At 67.3% G+C, this 18,724-nt stretch carries 16 protein-coding genes; 9 read left to right on the top strand and 7 right to left on the bottom strand.

Translation table 11 applies throughout. The features are described 5' to 3' along the window. Positions 1–297: 297 nt before the first annotated feature. The 3 genes from ACH34T_RS21005 to ACH34T_RS21015 are packed head-to-tail and all read left to right on the top strand — an operon-like array spanning position 298 to position 3,559. Positions 298–567 (top strand): hypothetical protein, encoded by a 270-nt coding sequence (locus ACH34T_RS21005; protein ID WP_395993877.1) that lies wholly within the window; start codon positions 298–300, stop codon positions 565–567. After that, entirely contained in the window at positions 560–1,189 is a 630-nt protein-coding gene (locus ACH34T_RS21010; protein ID WP_395993878.1) for a DUF6879 family protein, read from the top strand. The genes ACH34T_RS21005 and ACH34T_RS21010 overlap by 8 nt, the downstream gene beginning before the upstream one ends. Positions 1,190–1,192: 3 nt before the next feature. Then, a complete protein-coding gene (locus tag ACH34T_RS21015) occupies positions 1,193–3,559 on the top strand; it encodes an ATP-binding protein (RefSeq protein ID WP_395993879.1) in 2,367 nt (788 codons plus the stop codon). An 11-nt stretch (positions 3,560–3,570) separates the two neighbouring features. Here the strand turns inward: ACH34T_RS21015 and ACH34T_RS21020 are convergent, their stop codons facing one another. The 3 genes from ACH34T_RS21020 to ACH34T_RS21030 form a co-directional block, all read right to left on the bottom strand. Then, positions 3,571–4,257: a DUF6082 family protein gene (locus ACH34T_RS21020; RefSeq protein WP_395993880.1), complete on the bottom strand. Its 687-nt coding sequence runs from the start codon at positions 4,255–4,257 to the stop codon at positions 3,571–3,573. Positions 4,258–4,332: 75 nt separating this feature from the next. Further along, on the bottom strand, positions 4,333–4,935 hold the full coding sequence (locus ACH34T_RS21025) for a DUF6879 family protein (RefSeq protein ID WP_395993881.1): 603 nt from the start codon (positions 4,933–4,935) through the stop codon (positions 4,333–4,335). Beyond that, positions 4,928–5,197, bottom strand: coding sequence for a hypothetical protein (locus ACH34T_RS21030; RefSeq protein WP_395993882.1), 270 nt, complete (start codon positions 5,195–5,197; stop codon positions 4,928–4,930). The genes ACH34T_RS21025 and ACH34T_RS21030 overlap by 8 nt, the downstream gene beginning before the upstream one ends. 196 nt (positions 5,198–5,393) lie before the next feature. Between ACH34T_RS21030 and ACH34T_RS21035 the strand changes: the two genes are divergently transcribed. Continuing rightward, positions 5,394–5,711 (top strand): hypothetical protein, encoded by a 318-nt coding sequence (locus ACH34T_RS21035; protein WP_395993883.1) that lies wholly within the window; start codon positions 5,394–5,396, stop codon positions 5,709–5,711. Positions 5,712–5,786: 75 nt separating this feature from the next. Here ACH34T_RS21035 and ACH34T_RS21040 read toward each other — a convergent pair whose 3' ends face one another. Then, positions 5,787–6,050: a DUF397 domain-containing protein gene (locus ACH34T_RS21040; RefSeq protein ID WP_395993884.1), complete on the bottom strand. Its 264-nt coding sequence runs from the start codon at positions 6,048–6,050 to the stop codon at positions 5,787–5,789. Then, on the bottom strand, positions 6,047–6,844 hold the full coding sequence (locus ACH34T_RS21045; protein ID WP_395993885.1) for a helix-turn-helix domain-containing protein: 798 nt from the start codon (positions 6,842–6,844) through the stop codon (positions 6,047–6,049). Before ACH34T_RS21045 ends, ACH34T_RS21040 begins: the two co-directional genes overlap by 4 nt. A gap of 199 nt (positions 6,845–7,043) precedes the next feature. Between ACH34T_RS21045 and ACH34T_RS21050 the strand changes: the two genes are divergently transcribed. From ACH34T_RS21050 to ACH34T_RS21060, 3 genes are read left to right on the top strand one after another with little or no spacing between them, the layout of a single operon-like run. Beyond that, positions 7,044–7,253, top strand: a complete 210-nt coding sequence (locus ACH34T_RS21050; protein ID WP_395993886.1) for a hypothetical protein — start codon at positions 7,044–7,046, stop codon at positions 7,251–7,253. Beyond that, on the top strand, positions 7,250–7,606 hold the full coding sequence (locus ACH34T_RS21055; protein WP_395993887.1) for a hypothetical protein: 357 nt from the start codon (positions 7,250–7,252) through the stop codon (positions 7,604–7,606). The genes ACH34T_RS21050 and ACH34T_RS21055 overlap by 4 nt, the downstream gene beginning before the upstream one ends. After that, positions 7,603–7,803, top strand: coding sequence for a hypothetical protein (locus ACH34T_RS21060; protein WP_395993888.1), 201 nt, complete (start codon positions 7,603–7,605; stop codon positions 7,801–7,803). Before ACH34T_RS21055 ends, ACH34T_RS21060 begins: the two co-directional genes overlap by 4 nt. Positions 7,804–7,817: 14 nt before the next feature. On the opposite strand, the gene pglX is transcribed toward ACH34T_RS21060, so the two are convergent. Both pglX and pglW read right to left on the bottom strand, forming a co-directional pair. Beyond that, complete coding sequence (pglX, locus tag ACH34T_RS21065; protein ID WP_395993889.1) at positions 7,818–11,489, bottom strand: BREX-2 system adenine-specific DNA-methyltransferase PglX; 3,672 nt, start codon at positions 11,487–11,489, stop codon at positions 7,818–7,820. Continuing rightward, positions 11,486–15,757, bottom strand: coding sequence for a BREX system serine/threonine kinase PglW (pglW, locus tag ACH34T_RS21070; RefSeq protein ID WP_395993890.1), 4,272 nt, complete (start codon positions 15,755–15,757; stop codon positions 11,486–11,488). Before pglW ends, pglX begins: the two co-directional genes overlap by 4 nt. A gap of 124 nt (positions 15,758–15,881) precedes the next feature. Between pglW and ACH34T_RS21075 the strand changes: the two genes are divergently transcribed. Next, on the top strand, positions 15,882–17,627 hold the full coding sequence (locus tag ACH34T_RS21075) for a DUF262 domain-containing protein (RefSeq protein ID WP_395993891.1): 1,746 nt from the start codon (positions 15,882–15,884) through the stop codon (positions 17,625–17,627). After that, positions 17,624–18,622 carry a CBS domain-containing protein gene (locus ACH34T_RS21080; RefSeq protein ID WP_395993892.1) on the top strand — a complete coding sequence of 333 codons (999 nt, stop codon included), beginning with the start codon at positions 17,624–17,626 and terminating at the stop codon, positions 18,620–18,622. The genes ACH34T_RS21075 and ACH34T_RS21080 overlap by 4 nt, the downstream gene beginning before the upstream one ends. Positions 18,623–18,724: the final 102 nt, after the last annotated feature.

The raw sequence follows: 18,724 nt of genomic DNA on the forward strand, positions 1-18,724 counted from the left end.
CGACCCGTTTCAACGGTGGCAAGGCTATCGGAGCCCCTGGCGCGGGCCACTGGCGCTCGGCGATCTGCACGGGTTTGGCCAGGCTTGAGCGGCCTGGCCGATGATGGTCCCAAAATGGGCCTGTACAACCTCCATTCGATCTTGTTTTGCGTCACTTTGGACCGTGCCTGTCAGTTGCCGATCAGTTGTCCTTTGATGCGGCATCAACCGACAATGTATTGATGTAAGTTCCTTGACATCAAGTCTGTATCCGCATAGGTTTTTTACGTCGATGTCTCTGTCTGTGGATTGGCTGTCATGAATCGATCATGGGAAGCCGATGTCTCGGCGTCGTTCCGCCGGCGTCTTGGGAAATCGGCGCAGGAGCTGGGAAACACCAACGGACGCGACGGATGCCCGGATATCTGGGAACTCGACAACGGCGACGTCGCGGTGATCGGCAGGGACCTCACCCGCGCCTACCTGCCCAGACTTCCGGAGGACGCCGCTGTCGCAGCGGACGAGCGGATCGTGATCATCCCGCGCAGCACCCTCATCGCCGCAAAACACGACATCCCCGATGCCTGATCTCACGCGTCTCGACGATTCACTCGGAGAACGGCTGTCCCTCGAGGAATATCGCCGTGACTTCCGGGCGCGACAATGGACGATCGAGGGCGAGGCGTCCTGGAAGCTCGAACGTTCCCAGCATTTCATCGAGCCAGGCTTCCCGAGCTGGGACGCCTTCGCGCGCGGTGAGTGGAGCACCGCTCTGCGGCTGGCGGAAGACGAACGAGAATGGTTGGAAGATTCCATGGCGGAGGCCGCGCGGAAACGTATCCGCCTCTTCCGGCTGCGGGTGGTGCAGGAGCCGCTCACGCCCTACCTGCAGTGGGAGCTGCACCTGCTCAGGCTGCGGGCCGAGTGCGGGGAGGACATCCGGGTGGCCGACGCCGAGGCGGTCGCGCGGTACGAGCGGTCCGGGCCGCTCCCGGAGCTGGTCACGCTCGGCGCGTCCACGCTGTACCGGGTCTGCTACGACGAGTCCGGCGCGCTGGACGGAGCCGTCCGGTTCTCGGCGCCCGAACTGGTCGCCGACGCCACGGAGCTGACCAGCGAACTGTTCCGCGGTGCCGAGACCATGGAGTCGTTCTTCCGGCGCAGGGTGGCCGACCTGCCACCACCCCGCCGGAACGCGCTCACCGGGTGACCGATGTCCGGGGAGGACGCCCGCGCCGAGTTGTCCGCCGCCACCGTCGGGAACGTCGTCCAGGCGCGGGACATCAGCGGCGGCGTTCATGTCCACCGAGCCCGTGCCGCTCCACTGCCCAGACAGCTACCGGGCGACGTGCACGGTTTCGTCAACAGATCAGCGGAGCTGCGCCTGCTCGACCAGGGGCTCGACGGTGACCACCAAAACCCGATCATGCTGGTCGTCGGCACCGCCGGAGTGGGCAAGACGTCGCTCGTGGTGCATTGGGCGCACGCGCGGCAGGACCGCTTCCCCGATGGCCAGCTGTACGTGAACCTTCGCGGGCACGACCCGGGGGAGCCGGTCACCCCGCTGCGCGTCCTGGAAGGCTTCCTGACCGCGCTCGGCGTCGCCCGGCAGGCGATCCCCGGTGAGGTGGACCAGGGCGCGGCGCTGTACCGGTCGCTGCTCGCCGGGCGCCGGATGCTGATCGTGCTGGACAACGTGGCGACCCCGGCGCAGGTGCGGCCGCTGCTGCCCGGCGCTCCCGGCTGCGCGGTCGTCGCGACCGGTCGCGGGACGCTGCCGGGCCTGGTCGCCAGGGACGGGGCCCGCCGGATCACGCTGCGGCTCCTGCCGGAGCGGGACGCGATCGCGCTGCTGCGCGAGGCCGGCCTCGCGTCCCGCCTGGACGAGCAGGCGCGGTTCGCCGAGCTCGCGCACGTGTGCGCCCGCCTCCCGCTGGCCCTCCGCGTCGCCGCGGAGCGCGTCGTGGCCCGTCCGTGGACACCGCTCGGCGAGCTGATCGCGGAGCTGCGGAGTGAGTCCGGCCTGCTGGATCCGCCCGCACGCGGGGACGAGCCGGACGAGGCGGACGACGCGGACGCCATCCGGGCCGTGTTCACGTGGTCGTACCGAGCCCTGCCGGCGGAGGCGGCGGCCTTGTTCAGGGCCTTGTCTCTGCATCCCGGACCGGAGTTCGGCGCGGGCGCGGCGGCGGCGCTCGCCGGGGCGGGGCGACGCGAGGCGCGGCGCTCGCTGGACGCGCTGACCAGCGCCCATCTGATCGAACCGGGGCCGGGAGGACGCTTCCAGTTCCACGAGTTGCTGCGGAGTTACGCGATGGACAGATCCAGGCGGAAGGACCGGGGGGACGACCGGAACCGGGCGGTGCGGCGGATGCTGACCTGGTACATCTACACGGCCGACGCGGCACAGACCTGGATCAACCCGCAGGAGAGGAATGTCTCCCTGCCACGGGCGGAGGAGGGCGTCGAGCCGCTGGAGTTCGACTCCTACGACGGCGCGGTCCGCTGGTACGAGCGGGAGCGCGCCAACCTGGTCGCGGCGACGCGGAACGCGGCGGACAACGAGCTGCCCGAGCACGCGTGGAAGCTGTCGGTGGTGCTGCGCAACATCTACATGCGGTTCAATCCGTTCGAGGACTGGGTGACGACCAGCCGGATCGGCCTGGAAGCCGCGCGCAGCGCCGGGGACAGGCAGGGCGAGGCGGAACTGCTGGAGAGCCTCGGCATGGCCTACACCCAGTCGCACGAACTGGAGCGCGGTGCGGAGTCGCACACCGCCGCGCTCCTGATCCGCCGCGAGTCCGGTGACCGGGAGGGAGAGGCGCTGTCGCTGAACGCCCTGGGCCTCGTCCATCTGCGGAGCCGACGCCTGCGGGAGGCGCTGGAGATGTTCGAGCGCGGGATGGACGTCTACCGCGCTCTGCACGACGCGCACTGGGAGGCCGTCCTCGCGGCCAACGTCGGAGAGGCCCGCGTCGAGCTGGGCGACCTCGATGGGGCGGAGCCGATGGTCCGGCGCGCCCTAGCACTGTTCAGCGAGCGTGCGGAGCGCGGCGGGGAGGGCAACGCGCTTCGGCTGCTCAGCATGGTGCGGCGGGGCCGCGCCGATGTGCCGGGGGCGCTGGACGCGGCGGGCCGGGCCGTGGAGATCGCCCGGCGGTACGGCAATCCGACCTGGGAGGGGTACTGGCTCCTGGAACTGGCCAGAGCGCAGCGGGCGGCGGGTGACCCGGACAGCGCTCTCCAGGCTTGCCGCCGGGCGATCGAACTTCAGGGACCGATCGGCGACCGGGTGCGGGAGGCCCTCGCCTGGGACGGCGCCGGCGAGGCCGCCCGGGACCTCGCCCTGCTGGAGGAGTCCGAGACGTGCCACCGCCGGGCCGTCGACATCCTCCGCGGCCACGGCGACAACCGCTGGCCGCTGGCACTCGCGCTGGACAACCTGGCCGTCACTCTGACCGCGCGAGACCGCCGCGACGAGGCCCTCGGCTCCTGGTCGGACGCCCTGCACGAACTGTCAGACTTCACCGACCCCGCGGCGACACGAATCCGCCACCGCATCGAGGCCCAGATGCGCTGAACCTAAACGTCCTATCGGTTGCGGCGGCGTGTTCGCGGCGCGATCCGGCGAAGGCGGCCGACGATGACGACGCCGATGCCGCCCAGGATGATGCCCGCAAGAAGTTCCCGATGGCGAACGATCGCGGGATCGCGGTGTGGTTCAGGGTCCGGACGGGGCGGGCCCTGCTCTTCCGCCGCGCGGTATTCGTCGTCCACGATCTGATGGAAGCGGCGCTCCCGCCGGGTGGCGGACGTACTGATTCGATGCTCCCGCGCAACGATCCAGAATCGCCTTCCCCCTTCGCCTTGGAACAGGCCCTTCGCGAGCACGCGCAGGTGGCGCTCGTCCAGCATCTTGAGCTCGAAGGACATCTGCCACTCCGAGAGCATGAGGTTGATGTAGAGGTTCTGACGGTCGATATCGGGGTCGTCGGCGGGGTCGAGATATCCCCAGGCCCGCCGGTACAGCGGATTCTCCAACGCCATTTTCAGCAGGTCGACGTGCAGGGCCCGGCGGCCCTGTTCACGGCTCACCTTGGTGTCGCGCGCCTGAAGGATGAGAGTTGCGGCGATGCCGATGAGCGCGAACGCCGACAACAACGCCGACGCCGCGCCATAGGTCTGACCGATGAAACTCAGTCGCTCCCACGACTTGGCGTCACCGCGGAACAGGTCGAGCGCGGCCGGAGACAGGCCCGCCAGTCCCACTACGAACACGATGAGAAGGATAAGCAGGACGGTGGGGCCGGTGCGCCTGATGCCACCTGTGGCGAGTCGCGTTCGGGGCACGTCTCAGGGTTGCGCGGGTGGCGGAGGGAGCGGGGCTATCTCCCTGGCGAAGTAGGACGTGATGTCCTCGCCCTTGCCCCAGAGCGCGGCCATCTCGGCCCGGCACGCGTCGATGACGGCCCGGTTCGCGATCCGGCGGCCGCCGCTGTGCAGCCCCGCCTCGTCATAGAGCACCTCGTAGAGGACCTTGGTCCCGAGGATGATGACCTCGGGCATCGGCCGGTCGGCCTCACGGTCGCGGATCACGGATGCGTCCAAGACGCGGATCTCCTCACCCGCCTCGGCTCTGACCCGCAACGCCTGTATTTCCCATTGAAGGTAAGGCGTGACAGGGGACTCGACGACCCGGATCCGGCGGAGCACGAAACCCTGTTCTGCGAACCGCTGGCGGAGGGTGTCGCGTCCCTCATCTTTGATCCGCACTGCCTCGCTCCAGTCGCCGCGCGCGAAGGCTCGGTAGCTGGCGTCGCCTGGCTCTTGGAAGGTCTGCCGGCGTTCCAGCTTCCAGAAGAAGTCCTCGATCTCGGCGGAACGCGCCGTGACTTCGGCAACGTACTCAGTCGCGCCGAGCGATGCCGCGGGAAGGAATGGGACCCGATCAAGCATCTGGAATGTCCGACTTCGCGGCGATCACCATGTTTCGCGGCAAGATGACGATTCGTTCGTCCGGCCCGACGCTGACGTCGGACGGAAGCTGATCGCGGTACACCTCGGTGAGGTCACGGCCTATAGCCGCCACGTCCCCGTTGGTTAGCTCCCACAAATCTGGACACGTCGCGCCCTCGTTGGTGTCGCCCAACTCGTGCGGGGACTTGCCCAGCCGGCGTGCGAAACGCGCCGCCGGATCGGCCTCCCACGGCCTCGTCACAGCCGCTCCCATCGTCGTAGTGGTGAACCGCCATCATTGTTACTTGGTAAACAAGCTAGGTCAATAACTAAGCATGTCGACTCGTGCGGCGTTTATTCTTGCCAGCGCAGAAGGTATGGTTTGGGTCATTCCGATGCGGCCAGATCGGGGATCATTCCCTACCTCGTCTTCTACGGCGCCGTGGTTGATGCGGCGGATGATCGAGGCGCTTGAGTTGCGGCCCAGGCATGGCCGCGCTGGAAAATCGACGCGTGGCTGGCCGGGGGGCGCGCGGCGGTCGCTGGTGCGGGCCGGATACTGCGACCGGGCAATGGTCATCGCCGGTGACGGCGAACTCGGGGCACCGGACGCCGCGCCGTACGACCGAGTGATCGTGACGGCGGCGGCGCACACCGTCCCGTACGCGTGGGTGGAGCAGGCCCGCACGGTGGGAAGGACGTGGCGGACGGTGCCGCGCGAGGTCCAGACCGTCCCGGCCGGGATGGACGGAGAACTGGGCGGCACCGTCCCGTAGTCCGGACATGGAAGAGCCCCCGGCCTGATGCTTGGACGGCCGAGGGCTCGTGGGGGGTGCTTTGGTTGGGGGACGTCAGGCCAGGTCGTGAGCGCTGTTCTTGACCTCGCGAGTGAACGCCGACCAGGCCGCAACACTGAAGGTCAGCTTCGGCCCGTCCGCATCCTTGGAGTCCCGCACCCCGACCAAGGGAGAGAGGTTCGCGACTTCAACGCAGTCGCCGCCGTTGTGGTCGCTGTAGCTGCTCTTGCGCCACAGACCTGCTACTTCAACGCAGTCGCCGCCGCTGTGGCCGCTGTGGCTGCTCGCACGCCACTTAGTTCGGAGCACGTTATTCATAGCTCCTCCATCACCTTCCTTATCAGGGCCCTTGACTCCTCAACAGGGAGCGTATAGCCCCGGATCAGGTCCCAGGTTACGACCTTGTGCCTGATTCTGGCAGGTTTCTCGATCAGGAGTCCTTCACCAGCCGACTCGGTGTAGGCGAGGTCTGCTTCGTCGTCGAAACTCAGGATGGTGAAGCTCCCACCGAGTCCGGCGTGGTATCCGGTGTTGTTGGGGATGACTTGAATCATCGTGTTGATTCGCTCGGAGGCGGCGAGCAGGTAATTGAGCTGCTCCCGCATGATGTCGGGGCTTCCCACTGTTCGTCGTAGCACTGACTCGTCCAACACAAGCCAGGCGTGCGGCGGGTTGTCGCGGGTCAGGACGGCTTGCCTGTCCATGCGCTTCGCTGTGAACTCTGTTGCGTTCGCTCCGTCGGTGTTGGTGAGGACGGCTCCCGCGTACTCCTCGGTCTGGAAGAGACCGTTGACGAGCAGTGCGCAGAAGACACGGTAGGACGATGCCTTCTTCTCGTACTCCAAGTACTCCGGGAAGCCGGGCGGGAGGACGAACTGGATCTCGATTTCCTTGGCGAGCTTCCACAGGCGGTGGTAGTGACCGTCCGTCTTGAAGTACGTGTCGAGGTCGTGCGCGCTCTGTTCGGAGACCTTGCGGCCACTCTCCATCGTGCTGATCCATTGCGGCGTGCATCCGAGTGCATCCGCCAGTTCCTTGCCCGTGAGCCCAGCACCGTCACGCATACGGCGGAGCTCGTTTCCGAAGAAGATGCGTGCTCGATTGTCGCCCATTTGGAGCCTCCGGAGGGGTTAACCACGGGGGTGGTGAACGTGATCTTGGCTCAGATTGACCGTCAGTGTGGAACGGTCACTACCGCACTTTAACCCGGACCGCGAGTGTGAATGCAAGCTTTTCGGCGCAACGACACACAACGAGGTTCCCGAGATGCACAAGAGGATGATATCGACCAATTCCACGAGAGTGGGACGAATGCCCCTCATGTCCGGATGGTTCCGCGAGCAGATGGACGACGGAATTACCGCACGCCGCATCGGCTGGCTCAGCGATTACCAACTACTCAACGGGTGCCTGGACCAGGTACAGGCACGGGATGAGGGCGAGCTCTGGCTCCTCTGCGACGCGCAGACGCGCCTGTCCGTGCGGATCGCCCTCGCCGAATCCATGAGGAGGCGGCGGTGAGCACCCCGGAGCATGAACAGGAGCAACAGAAGGAGCAGGAGCCGGAGCGGGGCGAGCAGGGGTCGGCCGTCGAGTCGTACGTCCGGCTGAAGATGCTGGGAATGCACCTCAGGGCCCACGGGTTCACGATCCACCAGGTGGCGGGAGGCTTGGTCGTCCGCAACACGACCTCCACCGCGCGGACCTGCTGCGGTGCCCGAGGAGTCGCCGGCGACACGATCACGTGCCGCCCCCACGAGGACGACGACGGACGCTACTGGTACTTCACGTCCTGGCAGCAGCCCATCGCCGAGACGGAGCGCATCACCGACGCCCTGGTGATGATCAAGGGCTACCTGGGAGCCCCCGCTTGAATCCCACCGACATCGGGACCTGGCAGCAGGACACGGCCGCCTACCTCGCCGAGCTGAGGGCGGAATTCCCCACCTTCGGCATCATCGCCGACCCCGGCCGCCCCATCTGGATGGCGGTCAAGGGCGACGAGATATTCATCAGGGCCAGCGACGGCATCGTCCTCCGCGAGCGCCTCCGGGAGATCACGAGCCGATGAGCCTGGCCGTCCGCCTACTTTTTCTTGCCCTTCTTTGGAGGCCGCCACTTGGCAAGTTCCTCCCGAGACAGCTCCGGGTACCGCTCCACCTGCTGCGAGAGATACCCCTCGTAGGCGACGGCCGGGCTCAACCCAGTCGCCGGGTCAACATCACTGTGCCACTGCTTAACCCAGGGCAACACTTCGTCCAACCCAGCCAGCAACGGCATAAGCCGCTCAAGCTCCCAACCATCCCGAGAAGTCCGCTCCTCGATGAGCGTCACAAGCGCATGCGCCTGCTCAGCGTGATCCCACCCGGCCCACCCGAGCAGCAACGTCTTGTCCCCATCCGGACTGGCCCCGGGATACGAGATGAACCTCTCCTTGGGCACATCCAACTTCCCCCGATTCCGCCAGTACGAGTTCTTCACGAAGTCCGCACTCGTGTACTTCGGCGGAACCTTGATGTCGAGCCGCTCCTCGTTCTCGTCCTCTTCCCGCTGCAACCGCCAGGTCTCTTCCCACTGCGCCCGCTTCCGCAACCCAGCATCCTTGTACCGAAGCGCCGGAATGAACGGCACATGCTCCGCATCCAGAATCTCGGTAAGCACGTCGATCAGCTCGACCTCCTCACCCGCATACAACCGAGCCACCGACACAAAATCGGCATCGTCCTGAAGCCGATCAGCCAACCGCCCGACCGTCACCATCCTCGGCCGCTCCTGACCGGCCTCATCCGGAGCGAACCACAGCTCCCGATCCTCACACCGATCCAGCAACCACCCCCGAAGCGCGTCCTTCTCCTTCTTCTCCCAAGGCTCCGACGCCCACCGCCGCTTGTACTCCGGCCGCTCGATCAGCCCAATGGTCTGCGAAAGCTTCTCGATCGTCTCGATCCGCTTCTCCACCACCCGCCGATACTCCTCCGGCCAGTGCCCCGGAACCTCCGTGATCGGCGTAGACCCATGCCGCGCAAACCACTGCGTCTCGACCTCACCGGCCGCCATCTTCCGCGCCAGCACAATCTCGAACGCCCGCTCACCCAGCTTCACCCCAGGCACCGCCCCCGGCTCAGCAACCAGCTCCGCCGCCTCCTCCTCAGCCAGGAGCCCATAGAGCCGATAGACCTTCCAGTCCAACTCTTCCTGGAGTGCAATCATTTGCTGCCGGATGGAATCTTGGGTTGAATTAGCTCGTGTGAGTTTCCATGCGGTGGGCAGTTCCGACATGACAACAATTGCCGGATCGCGGTCCGTGGCATCGTCTGCTAGACTATCTAGTTCCCTAGACAGGGAAAGTGGCATTTCATCGGGTAGTGGGAATTCTTTGAGTTTTGTTGCGGTGAACTCGTAGAAGCGCTCCCATTCTTGTGACTTGAAGCCTTCGTTTACTCCCTGGGCACCTTTATTGTGGCTGACCTGCTTGAGCCAGAAGCATGCTGTCGAGCTGTTTAGAGTGCCAAGTAGCTCAAGATGCAACTCTTCGGTTGCCTGATCGTTCAGCTTAATGACAGGCGCGGTGCGAATAAAGGCTCGATCATCTCTGCGAAGTGAAAAATGAGGATGCGTCGACACGAAGGGGAAAGAGATCAGAAGCTTGGCTCCACTGCGGTCGGCGGAGAAGCTTGAATACTCAAACCACTCAAGACCTTGTTCTTCTTGAGTTCCTGAGAGGGCCTTTCTGGCGCCTAGCGGTGCCTGGTTTGGCCACAGAATCTTGTACTCGTTGTGCGTTATTTCAGCTCTGAAGGTAGTTGGGTTGTATGGAAATATTGATTCGATGCCGCCGTTAAACGACCAGTCGCGAACTGCCTGGCCTTCAGTTAGTACCCGGCTGTGAGCCTCGCTTACGCCCAGTCGCCAGAGGGGTCCTGAGCCGAGGATAAAGGCGTCATCCTCTCTGGTCACGAGATTGAAGCCTACACTGTCTGTAATTGTACGAAGGGTTGCACTGGAGGCGCTCTCGAGTTTCTTCTTCAGGAGGCTGGCGCCACCGCCGGTCAGACTCCAGGGGTACCTACTAAGATCTTCCCGGCTCAAATCAGTGACAGTTACCCATTCATCATCAGTGCCCGGGCGGTTGATCGTATCGACGATCGCCCGCCAAACATGACCCAGGGCGGGGTCAACGGGCTGTGTGGGCTCCCCGCGAATCCCGAGAGCGGCGCGGATCGGCTCGGCACGCGGATATGCGCGGCGGCCGATGAGGATGACTGTGGGGGTGCCGTGGCCGGGGATGTAGGCGCCGGAAGTGTCGATGACGTGGGTGAGCCTGATGGTCGGGAAGAATTCCTCGATGAGCTTCTTGCCGAACTCGCGCTTCATGAAGGAGTTGGCGGTGATCTGGCCGACGTAGCCTGCGCCTCGGCGGTCCTGTCCGGCTCGGATGGCGAGTTGGAAGAAGCGTTCGGCGAAGGGCACGGAGAGCGCGTACGAGCCGGAGCAGCTCTTGTAGTAGCGGTAGTTTTTGTTCTCCGTCTTGTCCTTGACGGTGATGTAGGGCGGGTTGCCGACTACGACGTGGTAGCTGCCGACGCCGAGCAGGTCCACGGTCTTGATGTAGTCGCCGACGTCTTCCGTCGCGTAGGTGAAGACGGGTTCGGGCTCGGCGAGTTCGCCGTTTTCGGTGAATTCCCAGCGGCCCTGGTCGAGTTCGGGGCCGCCTCGGCCGTGGATGAGGGAGTCGCCGACGGCGATGTTGAGGGCGAAGTCCGGGGTGTCCTTCAGGCGCTTGATGTCGCCTGCTTGCATGGCGGCGATCAGGAGGCGGAAGCGGGCGATGGCGACCGCGAAGGGGTTCTTGTCGACGCCGTGTACTGAGTAGAGCGTGCGGGTGACGAGGTCCCATTTGTCGGCGGCGGGGGCTTGGGCCTGCCAGCGTTCGAGGATGTGGTGGAAGGCACCGAGGAGGAAGTGGCCGGAGCCGCAGGTCGGGTCGATGACTCGGAGGCCGCGGGGGAGGGCGAGTTCTTCGGGGCAGGCTTCCGGGGGTTCGGGGTCGAGTCCGAACTCGTTGAGGGCCTCGTCCAGGGTGAGGCCGAGGATGAACTCTTCGACGAATTCGGGGGTCTGGAGCAGGGCGTATTTCTTCTTCGCGTGCTCGGAGAGGTCCTGGTAGAGGTTGCCGAGGAAGCGGGTGTTCCAGGACGGGTCGGTGAAGTCGTGAACGGGCACGGTCGCCGCGTCCGTCTCGTCCTCCGGCTGGGCCGGGCGGGAGTGGCGCCAGAAGTCGATGAGGGCTTTCGCTCCCTCAAGGGACGGCGTGATCCGCCACATGGGGTTGTGGTCGCGTTCGAAGAGCCGGGCGGCGACCGGGGACGCCTTGGCCATCGTGGCGAGGCCCTCTTCGATCCATTCGCGGTCGGTCTTGCTGGCATTGTCCGGCTGCTCGAAATAGAGCTGCTGCCGTTCCCTGGCGAGGTCCAAGCGTTCGCCGCGGCCGGAGAGGAACACGTCGTCGATGAGGTGGTTGTCCTCGCAGAAGCGCAGGAACACCGTGTTCAGCACCCAGGCGACGGCGGATTGGGTGATCTGGTCCTCAAGCCAGGACGGGTACTGGGCGGCTGTGCGGTTGCGGCGGACGGCCGTGGTCCACTCCAGGTGGAGCGGTCCGGCGAATTCGGGTTCTGCGGCGCGTTCGCGTAGATCGTTCTCCAGCGCCCTGACCCGCGGTTTCAAGTCGTTGAGCAGGGCGTCCGGGTCGATCATGAAGCGCTCCTCGTGTCTTGCAACGCGAACCCGCCGGGGACGGCGAGCTGCTCATTCTCACCCATGGCGCGGACGACCGTGTGGTCCAGTGCGGCTTCCGCGTTGGGGTCGGGCATCGGGCAGAACACCCACAGGCCGTGCGGTCCCTCGTCCGGGGTGAGCGCGGCTAGCTTGAGGCGGGTCAGCAGTTCCATGCCGCCCTTGTAGCGGGCGAGCGGGGTGGCGTCGTGGAGCAGCACTGTCCCGGGGGCGTTCCGTATTTCGTCCTGTATGCGGTCCCAGACTTCCGCGACGAGCTTCTCGAAGCCCGCGCGGGCGGTGGGGGACGCGTCGGGGGAGTCCGCGGCGAGCACCGTCTCCCAGCGGGGCCTGCCGCGTTCGGTGACGATGGCGCGGAGTGTGGTGAGGAATGTCCGGGCGACGTTGACCGGGGTGATTTCCGGCATGGTGGTCAGGACGCCGAGGACGGACGTCGACTCGTCCATCCATGCCTTGACGGCGAGGAAACCGCCCTCCTCGGCGGCTCCGGCGAGTCGCGCCCAGGTCTCCGCGCTCGGCGACGCCGTGGCGAGCCTCGTCGTGCGGCCGGGCCTGCCGCGCCCGCTCAGCGGGGTGAGCATGGTGCGGCTCGGCACGACGTAGCGGTTCTCGCCGTCCGGGCCGGGTGTCACGTTGACGGTGATGTTCAGCTCGCGGCGCAGGACGGTGCGGAGCTCGTCCGGGTCGGGGAGGTGCGCGATCTCGGGGAAGCGGGCGAGGACGCGGTCGCGCAGCTGGTGGGGCAGGAGGCCGGGCGGGCCCAGGTAGCTGGCCGCCTGGGCGAGCTGGAGCGCCTTGCGCGGCGCGAGGTCGCGCGGATACAGCTCCAGCCTCGCGGTCATCGCGGCGTTGCGGGACGCGTCCGCGGCGAGCGACACCAGGTCCAGGTCCGACAGGGGCGGCATGCCCTCGGGGCGCGGGACGCTGTTCAGCGCGTCCAGCACCTGTGCCGTTCCGGGGAGGGGCGCGGAGTCGGGCAGGTCGACGATGCCGTCGGCGTGGCGCCCGAGTTCGGCGGCGTAGTCGAGCAGTTCCTCCTCGGTGGGGGCGGACGGGTCGTCCTCCGCGACGGAGGCGACCAGGACGCGGTCGCCGGCGCGGCGGCGGGCGAGGCGCGGATTGTCCAGATGCTCTTCGGTCTCGACGGCGGCGCGGAGGCACGCGCTGGCGAGGGCGCGGCGGGCGGCGGGGTCGTCCAGCTCGGAGCCGCGCTCGGCGAGGAGGGCGGCGGCGAGGCGGTGGGCCTCCATCACGCGGCCGTGCGCTTGCAGGACGTCCAGCAGCGTGGCCCGAAGCGCGGTGACGGCCGGGACGCTCTTCGCCCAGCGGTTGCGGGCGTTGCCGAGCAGGCGGTTGACGTGCGGCTGGCTGAGGTCCAGTTCCTTCGCGACCGCGGCCTGTGACGACCACTGCGGGACGGGCGCGGGCTCGCCGTCGTCCGGGAGCCCGAGGACGGCCCGGATGACGCGGATCTCGGTGCCGTTGCGTCCCACGTCCTTGGGGACTAGCTGCTCGGCGACCTCGTCCAGGCCCAGCGTCCGCGGGTCCGCGGCGGCGGGGCGCCCGGCGTCCCCGGCCTTCTCGGCGATCGCGAGCTGCTGCCGCCACTCGCGGGCCCGCTTCACCAGCTCGTTGCGCGGTCCGAGGCCCACGCCGCGCAACCGCTGGATCCGCGCCGAAGGGACCTTGCTCAGCTCCCCGACCGTCGACACCTCAAGCTGCTGCAACGCGATGGACAGCGCGCGGGACGTGAGGCCCGCGGCGACGAGCGGGGTGTCCGCCGTGACCGCCGTCGCGGCCTGCTCGCGAGCCGACTTCGGGTCGTCCGACTGGGTGTGGACGGTCCGCGGGGTGGTCGGGGGCAGGGTCTCGTCCAGGCCCTGGAACACGTCCAGCCAGGCGAACTCCATCTCGCGCAGCGACGCGTGGCGGTGCGCGACGTCGCGGTGCAGCGCCTTGCGGAAGAACGCGACGAGACGTTCGCGGAGCAGCGGGTCGAAACTGTCCTCGGCGAGCTGGGGAACCTCCTCGGTGGTGTCCAGGAGGTTCGGGGCGGCGACGCCGTCCCCCCACGACGGAAGCTCGGTGCCGGCCATCTCGTGGAGCGTCACCGCCATCGCGTACCGTTCGGCCGCGTCGTCGTACTCGGGGCGGCGTTCGGTGCCGAGGAACGGGTCCAGGTACGGGGGCGTGCCGACGCCGGTGTCGCGGGCGGCGGCGTTCGCGAGGGAGAAGTCGAACAGGACCAGGCGGCGTCCCTTCTTCGGCAGCTCCCTGATGGCCAGGTTGTCGGGCTTGATGTCGCGGTGCCAGACGCCTTCCTCTTCCAGGTAGGCGACCGCTCGGAACAGATGGGTGCCGAGGTTCTGCAGGTCGTCGATCGTCAACCGGCCCTGGCTGCGGAGGAACTGCGACAGCGTCTGCCGTCCCGCCTGCTCCAGGACGAGCACGTGCCGCTCGCCGATCTTGATCGGGCCGTTGATCCAGCGGACGATGTGTCCGCCCCCGAGGCGGCTGAGCTGCGCGGCCTCGTGCTCCAGGCGTTCGCGGCTCGCCTCGTTCAACGCGACTTTGAGTACCTGCTCGTGGCCGTCCCGCTCGACCAGCAGCGCCTTCGCCGTCGAGCCCTTGCCGAGGATCCGGACGACCTCCCAGCCCTGGACGACCGTGCCCTTCACCGCCTCCAGCAGGTCGGGCTCGTCCGACTCGTCCGGCGCGGTGATCTCCTCCTCGACCTGCTCCAGCCAGTCGAGGAACTCCCGGACCGTCTCGTGCCGGTCCACCGGTTGGACGGCGGTGGCGCCGCCGACGAGGCCGTCCATCGTCGGGGTGACGGCGTCCGACACGGCCGACGGGACGAGCGACTGCCGATCCGACAGGCGGGCCTGGAGGGACGCCCGGTCCCGGGCCGGAGGCTGCGCCGTGAGGATCAGGTAGGTCAGCGCGCCCAGCCCGAACATGTCGAGCGGCGTGCCCTGCGCGTCGCCGTTGCCGAACTCGGGCGCGAGGTAGGGGCCGGACGCCGCTTCGAGATGCGCGGCGAGCGACGGGCCGCCGCTTGAGCCGGAGAGGGTGCTCCGGGCGGCCAGGGCGGTGGGCCGTCCTGATGAGCCCGAGTTCGGGCGCGCCGACACCTGCCAGTCGCAGATGCGGAGGCGCGGATAGTGGCCGTCCATTTCGACGTAGACGCTGCGGGCCGCCAGTGCCCGGTGGAACAGGTGCCGCCGGTGCGCGTGGTCGAGGGCCTCGGCGAGCTGCCTGACCATCTCGACGCGTGTCTCGATGGGGACGTCCGCGCCGCGTTCGGCGATGAAATGGTCGAGGCGCGTCCAGCCGGCGCCGTGCCGGAAGATGACCGCCGGGCCCGCCTCGTGCTCGTCGCTGAACTGCTCCGCCTGGACGATCCCCTCATGGGAGATGCCCTGCAACGCGAGGTATTCGCGGCGGGCGGCGCGGCGCGTCGACTCCCGCTCCTCCCGGTCGGCGCGCAGCTCCGACAGGTAGATGCGGATGCGGCGCGGCTGGTCGTCCGGGAGCGCCGTGTTCTCGGCGAGATAGTCCTCCCAGGTGGGGCCCGCGTCGAAGTACTGCGGCGCCAGCTCGAACGGGCCGATCTTGCGGTGCTTGCGCAGCCCCGAGATCCCGACCTTGGTGAGGAGCTTGTGGAGCTGCCTGGACAGCGCGGGCTCGACGATGTCGCGGCGGCTGCGGGGCGGGCCGCCGAGCAGGCCCGTCCAGATGCCGGGGAGGCCGGTGTCGGTTTCCAGGCCGTCGCGTCCGTAGGCGTTCAGCTTCTGGGAGTCGTCGAACAGGCAGCGCAGGTCGGGCGCCGACAGGAACACGGCGGGGCGGATGAACGGGATGCGGAGGTTCCGCATGCCGGGGAGCTGGTCGCGGGCCCATTCGAGCTGCTGGCGGAGCTGCTTGCACTTCAGGTCGGTGGCGAACAGGGGGTTCTCGAAGGAGCGGGTGCGGTCGTCGCCGTGGAAGATCCACGTGCTGCCGCTGTTGACGGCCCGTCCCGGATGGCTCTTGATCTCCACCAGGAACAGCCCTGCGCGGGTCGCGATCAGCAGGTCCACCTGCGGGACGTGCCCCGACTGCGCCGCGAACGAGAACGTCTGCCACGCCCGGTACGGCTCCGTCCCGGGCATCTGCGCCCGGACGTGCTGGAGGGCCTCCTCTTCCCAGGTGAAGTCGGACCGTGGCCCCCACCACCGGTTGGACACCCCGCGCCACCTCTTCACCAACGTCCCGGCACTGACCCCGTGCCGGACAGCATACGACCGCCTGGGCGCTTGAAGCGCCCCAAAAGTCTGCACTGACCCGTTCTGACTCGGTACCGTTCGGGCTATGGCACTGGACAGCCGTCCGCTGGGGAAAATGCTCGACGACGTCGCCGCCGGCCACATCCAGCTACCCGATTTCCAACGGGAGTGGAAGTGGGACGACGAGCACATCATTTCCATCCTGGCGACCGTGACGATGGACTATCCGATGGGTGTCGTCATGACTCTCGCCACGGGCGGGCCAGGGGGGAAGTTCAAGACCCGTCCCTTGCAGGGAGTTCAGCCCGCGGACGGCGTCAAGCCGGAGCAGTTGCTGCTGGACGGGCAGCAGCGCATGACCGCGCTTTACCAGGCGCTCAAGGCGGGACGCCCGGTGGACACGGTCGACCAGCGGGACGACCCGAAGAACCTCTGGTACTACATCCACATCGAGACGGCGATCGACCCCAAGGCCGATCGGGAATCGGCGATCCGGTCCCTTCCCGAAGACAAGATCATAAAGCCGCTGGGCCGGCGGGCCGGGCTTGATCTGTCCACAACCGGCCTCGAATACGAGAAGGGCTACTTCCCGCTCTGGTACGTCTTCGACAGCTCGCAGATCGAGCAATGGCAATGGGGTTATACCGAGGGCGACCCGGAACGGCGAGCGGCCTGGATCGAATTCCGCGTGGCGGTGCTGGAGAAGGTGCAGGGCTACTCCGTGCCGCTCATCAGGCTGGAGAAGGACACGCCGCGCGACGCCGTCTGCACGGTCTTCGAGAAGGTGAACACGAAGGGCGTCCAGCTCACGGTGTTCGAGCTGCTCACGGCCACCTTCGCGGGCGACGAGGAGTACACCGGGGAGCATGGCGAGTTCCATCTGCCCGACCACTGGAAGGCCACCCGGGACGAGCTGACCGCCGCCTATCCGGTGCTGGGCGGTCTCCAGAACACCGACTTCCTCCAGGCCGTGTGCCTCGCGTCCACTTACAACAAGCGGAACGTGCCGACCAGTTGCAAGCGGCGCGACCTGCTCGACCTGGAGCTCGCGGACTACCTGGAGTGGGCCCCGAAGATCGCCGACGCGCTGCACTGGGCGGGCGAGTTCCTCACCGACCAATGCGTCTTCCGCGCCGAAGACCTGCCCTACCGGACGCAACTCCCGCCGCTCGCCGCGATCCGGACCGTCCTCGGGCGCGCGACCGATGAGCCGGAGGCGCGCGAGAAGCTCGCCAAGTGGTACTGGTGCGGGGTGTTCGGCGAGCAGTACGGCGGGACGGCCGACAGCCGATTCCCGCGGGACGTCGAGCAGGTCGTGCCATGGCTGGACGGCGGCCGCGAGCCGGAGTCGATCCAGGAGGCCAACTTCGTCCGGCAGCGGCTGCTCACCATGAACAGCCGCAACAGCGCCGCCTACAAGGGCGTCTTCGCGCTGCTGCTCCAAGGGGAGTGCATCGACTGGTACTACACCGACAAGCCGATCACCGGCGACCAGGTCGCGGACGGCACCGTCGACATCCACCGGATCTTCCCCGCCGCCTGGTGCGACAAGCACGGAATCGACGCACAGCGTCGCGACAGCGTGGTGAACAAGACGCTGCTCTCCGGCCGCGCGGCCAAGACGCTCGGGAAGAACGCGCCCCGCATGGGCCTGGAGATGCTGGAGCGGGAGACGGGCATCCGGCCCAACTGGCTGGACGACGCGCTGATTTCCCATTTCGTCCAGCCCGAGTACGTGCGCTTCTCCGAGTTCGACGCCTTCTTCGGGAACCGGATGCAAGAACTGGTCCAGCTGATCAAACGCGCCATGGGACGGGACGTGACGGCGTGATCGGCGCCGCGTCGGAATTCCTGAAGGACGCCGTCAAGCGCTGCCAGGCGTCCGCACCGGTGGAGATCGGCGTCCGCGAACTGCTCGGTCACTGGGGGTACGCCGTCCGCAGCGACGCCGTGGTCGAAGAGATCACGTCCGACCTGGCCTCGCACGGGCTCTCCACCGTCCCGGACCTTGGGGACGCCGGGCGGACGGTCGAACTCGTGCCGGCGCCGGAGACCGCCGAACCGGAGCACCCGACGACCGTGACCGAGGCGGACGACGAGGCGCCCGTCCGGGTGTCGCTGCGGGTGCGGGAGCTGCCGAGCGCGACCCGCGGCGTCACGTCCGTGCATATCGACGATGCGTTGGCGCAGGCCGAGACCATGATGCTGAGCGACGACTTCTCCCAGCTCGCCGTCCTCCAGGACGACCGGCTGCGCGGCGCCATCACCTGGGACTCCATTCGTCTCGCGAAGGCGCGCGGCCGGAGCGACCTCAGGTCCGCACTCGATCCGCTCCCCGAGGTGCTGAAATGCGATGACGATCTGCTCAAGCAGGCGTCGCGGATCTGGGCCGGCGGATTCGCGTTCGTGGAGGACGAGGACCGGCAGCTGGTCGGCATCGTCACGCTCGCCGACCTCGCCGAGCAGTTCGTCGGCCTGGCTAACCCGTTCGTGCTGCTCAGCGAGATCGAGCAGCGGCTGAGGCGGCTGGTCCGGAAGATCTGCACGCTGGACGAGATGCGGAAGAAGGCCCGCTATCCGCACAAGACCGACGGCGCCGACGACCTGATGTTCGGCGACTACAAGAAGATCTTTGAGGACACGGCGCTCTTCCAGCGCTGCGGGTGGGCGGACATCGACCATCAGGTCTTCGTCGACAAGCTCGACCGCGTCCGCGTGATCCGCAACGACGTCATGCATTTCAGCCCGGAGGGCGTCCGCGACGAGCACACCCGGGCCCTGAACGCCTTCATCAAGTTCATCAAGGGCCTGGACGGCGCTCCATGACGACGCTGCCCCGGCGCTCCTGCTGCCGGACCTCGCCGGGGCGATAACTGTGTGTTGCTGATCGACTACCTGTTGGGGTGGTTGGGAAGGGTTCTTCGCGGT

Origin of the sequence: Actinomadura sp. 9N215 (assembly GCF_044326345.1) — a bacterium.
Lineage (GTDB): Bacteria > Actinomycetota > Actinomycetes > Streptosporangiales > Streptosporangiaceae > Spirillospora.

Coding starts and splice junctions, on each gene's coding strand:
- ACH34T_RS21005 (WP_395993877.1), top strand. CDS start 298: ATGAATCGATCATGGGAAGCCGATGTCTCGGCGTCGTTCCGCCGGCGT.
- ACH34T_RS21010 (WP_395993878.1), top strand. CDS start 560: ATGCCTGATCTCACGCGTCTCGACGATTCACTCGGAGAACGGCTGTCC.
- ACH34T_RS21015 (WP_395993879.1), top strand. CDS start 1,193: ATGTCCGGGGAGGACGCCCGCGCCGAGTTGTCCGCCGCCACCGTCGGG.
- ACH34T_RS21025 (WP_395993881.1), bottom strand. CDS start 4,935: ATGCTTGATCGGGTCCCATTCCTTCCCGCGGCATCGCTCGGCGCGACT.
- ACH34T_RS21035 (WP_395993883.1), top strand. CDS start 5,394: ATGATCGAGGCGCTTGAGTTGCGGCCCAGGCATGGCCGCGCTGGAAAA.
- ACH34T_RS21040 (WP_395993884.1), bottom strand. CDS start 6,050: ATGAATAACGTGCTCCGAACTAAGTGGCGTGCGAGCAGCCACAGCGGC.
- ACH34T_RS21045 (WP_395993885.1), bottom strand. CDS start 6,844: ATGGGCGACAATCGAGCACGCATCTTCTTCGGAAACGAGCTCCGCCGT.
- ACH34T_RS21050 (WP_395993886.1), top strand. CDS start 7,044: ATGCCCCTCATGTCCGGATGGTTCCGCGAGCAGATGGACGACGGAATT.
- pglX (WP_395993889.1), bottom strand. CDS start 11,489: ATGATCGACCCGGACGCCCTGCTCAACGACTTGAAACCGCGGGTCAGG.
- ACH34T_RS21075 (WP_395993891.1), top strand. CDS start 15,882: ATGGCACTGGACAGCCGTCCGCTGGGGAAAATGCTCGACGACGTCGCC.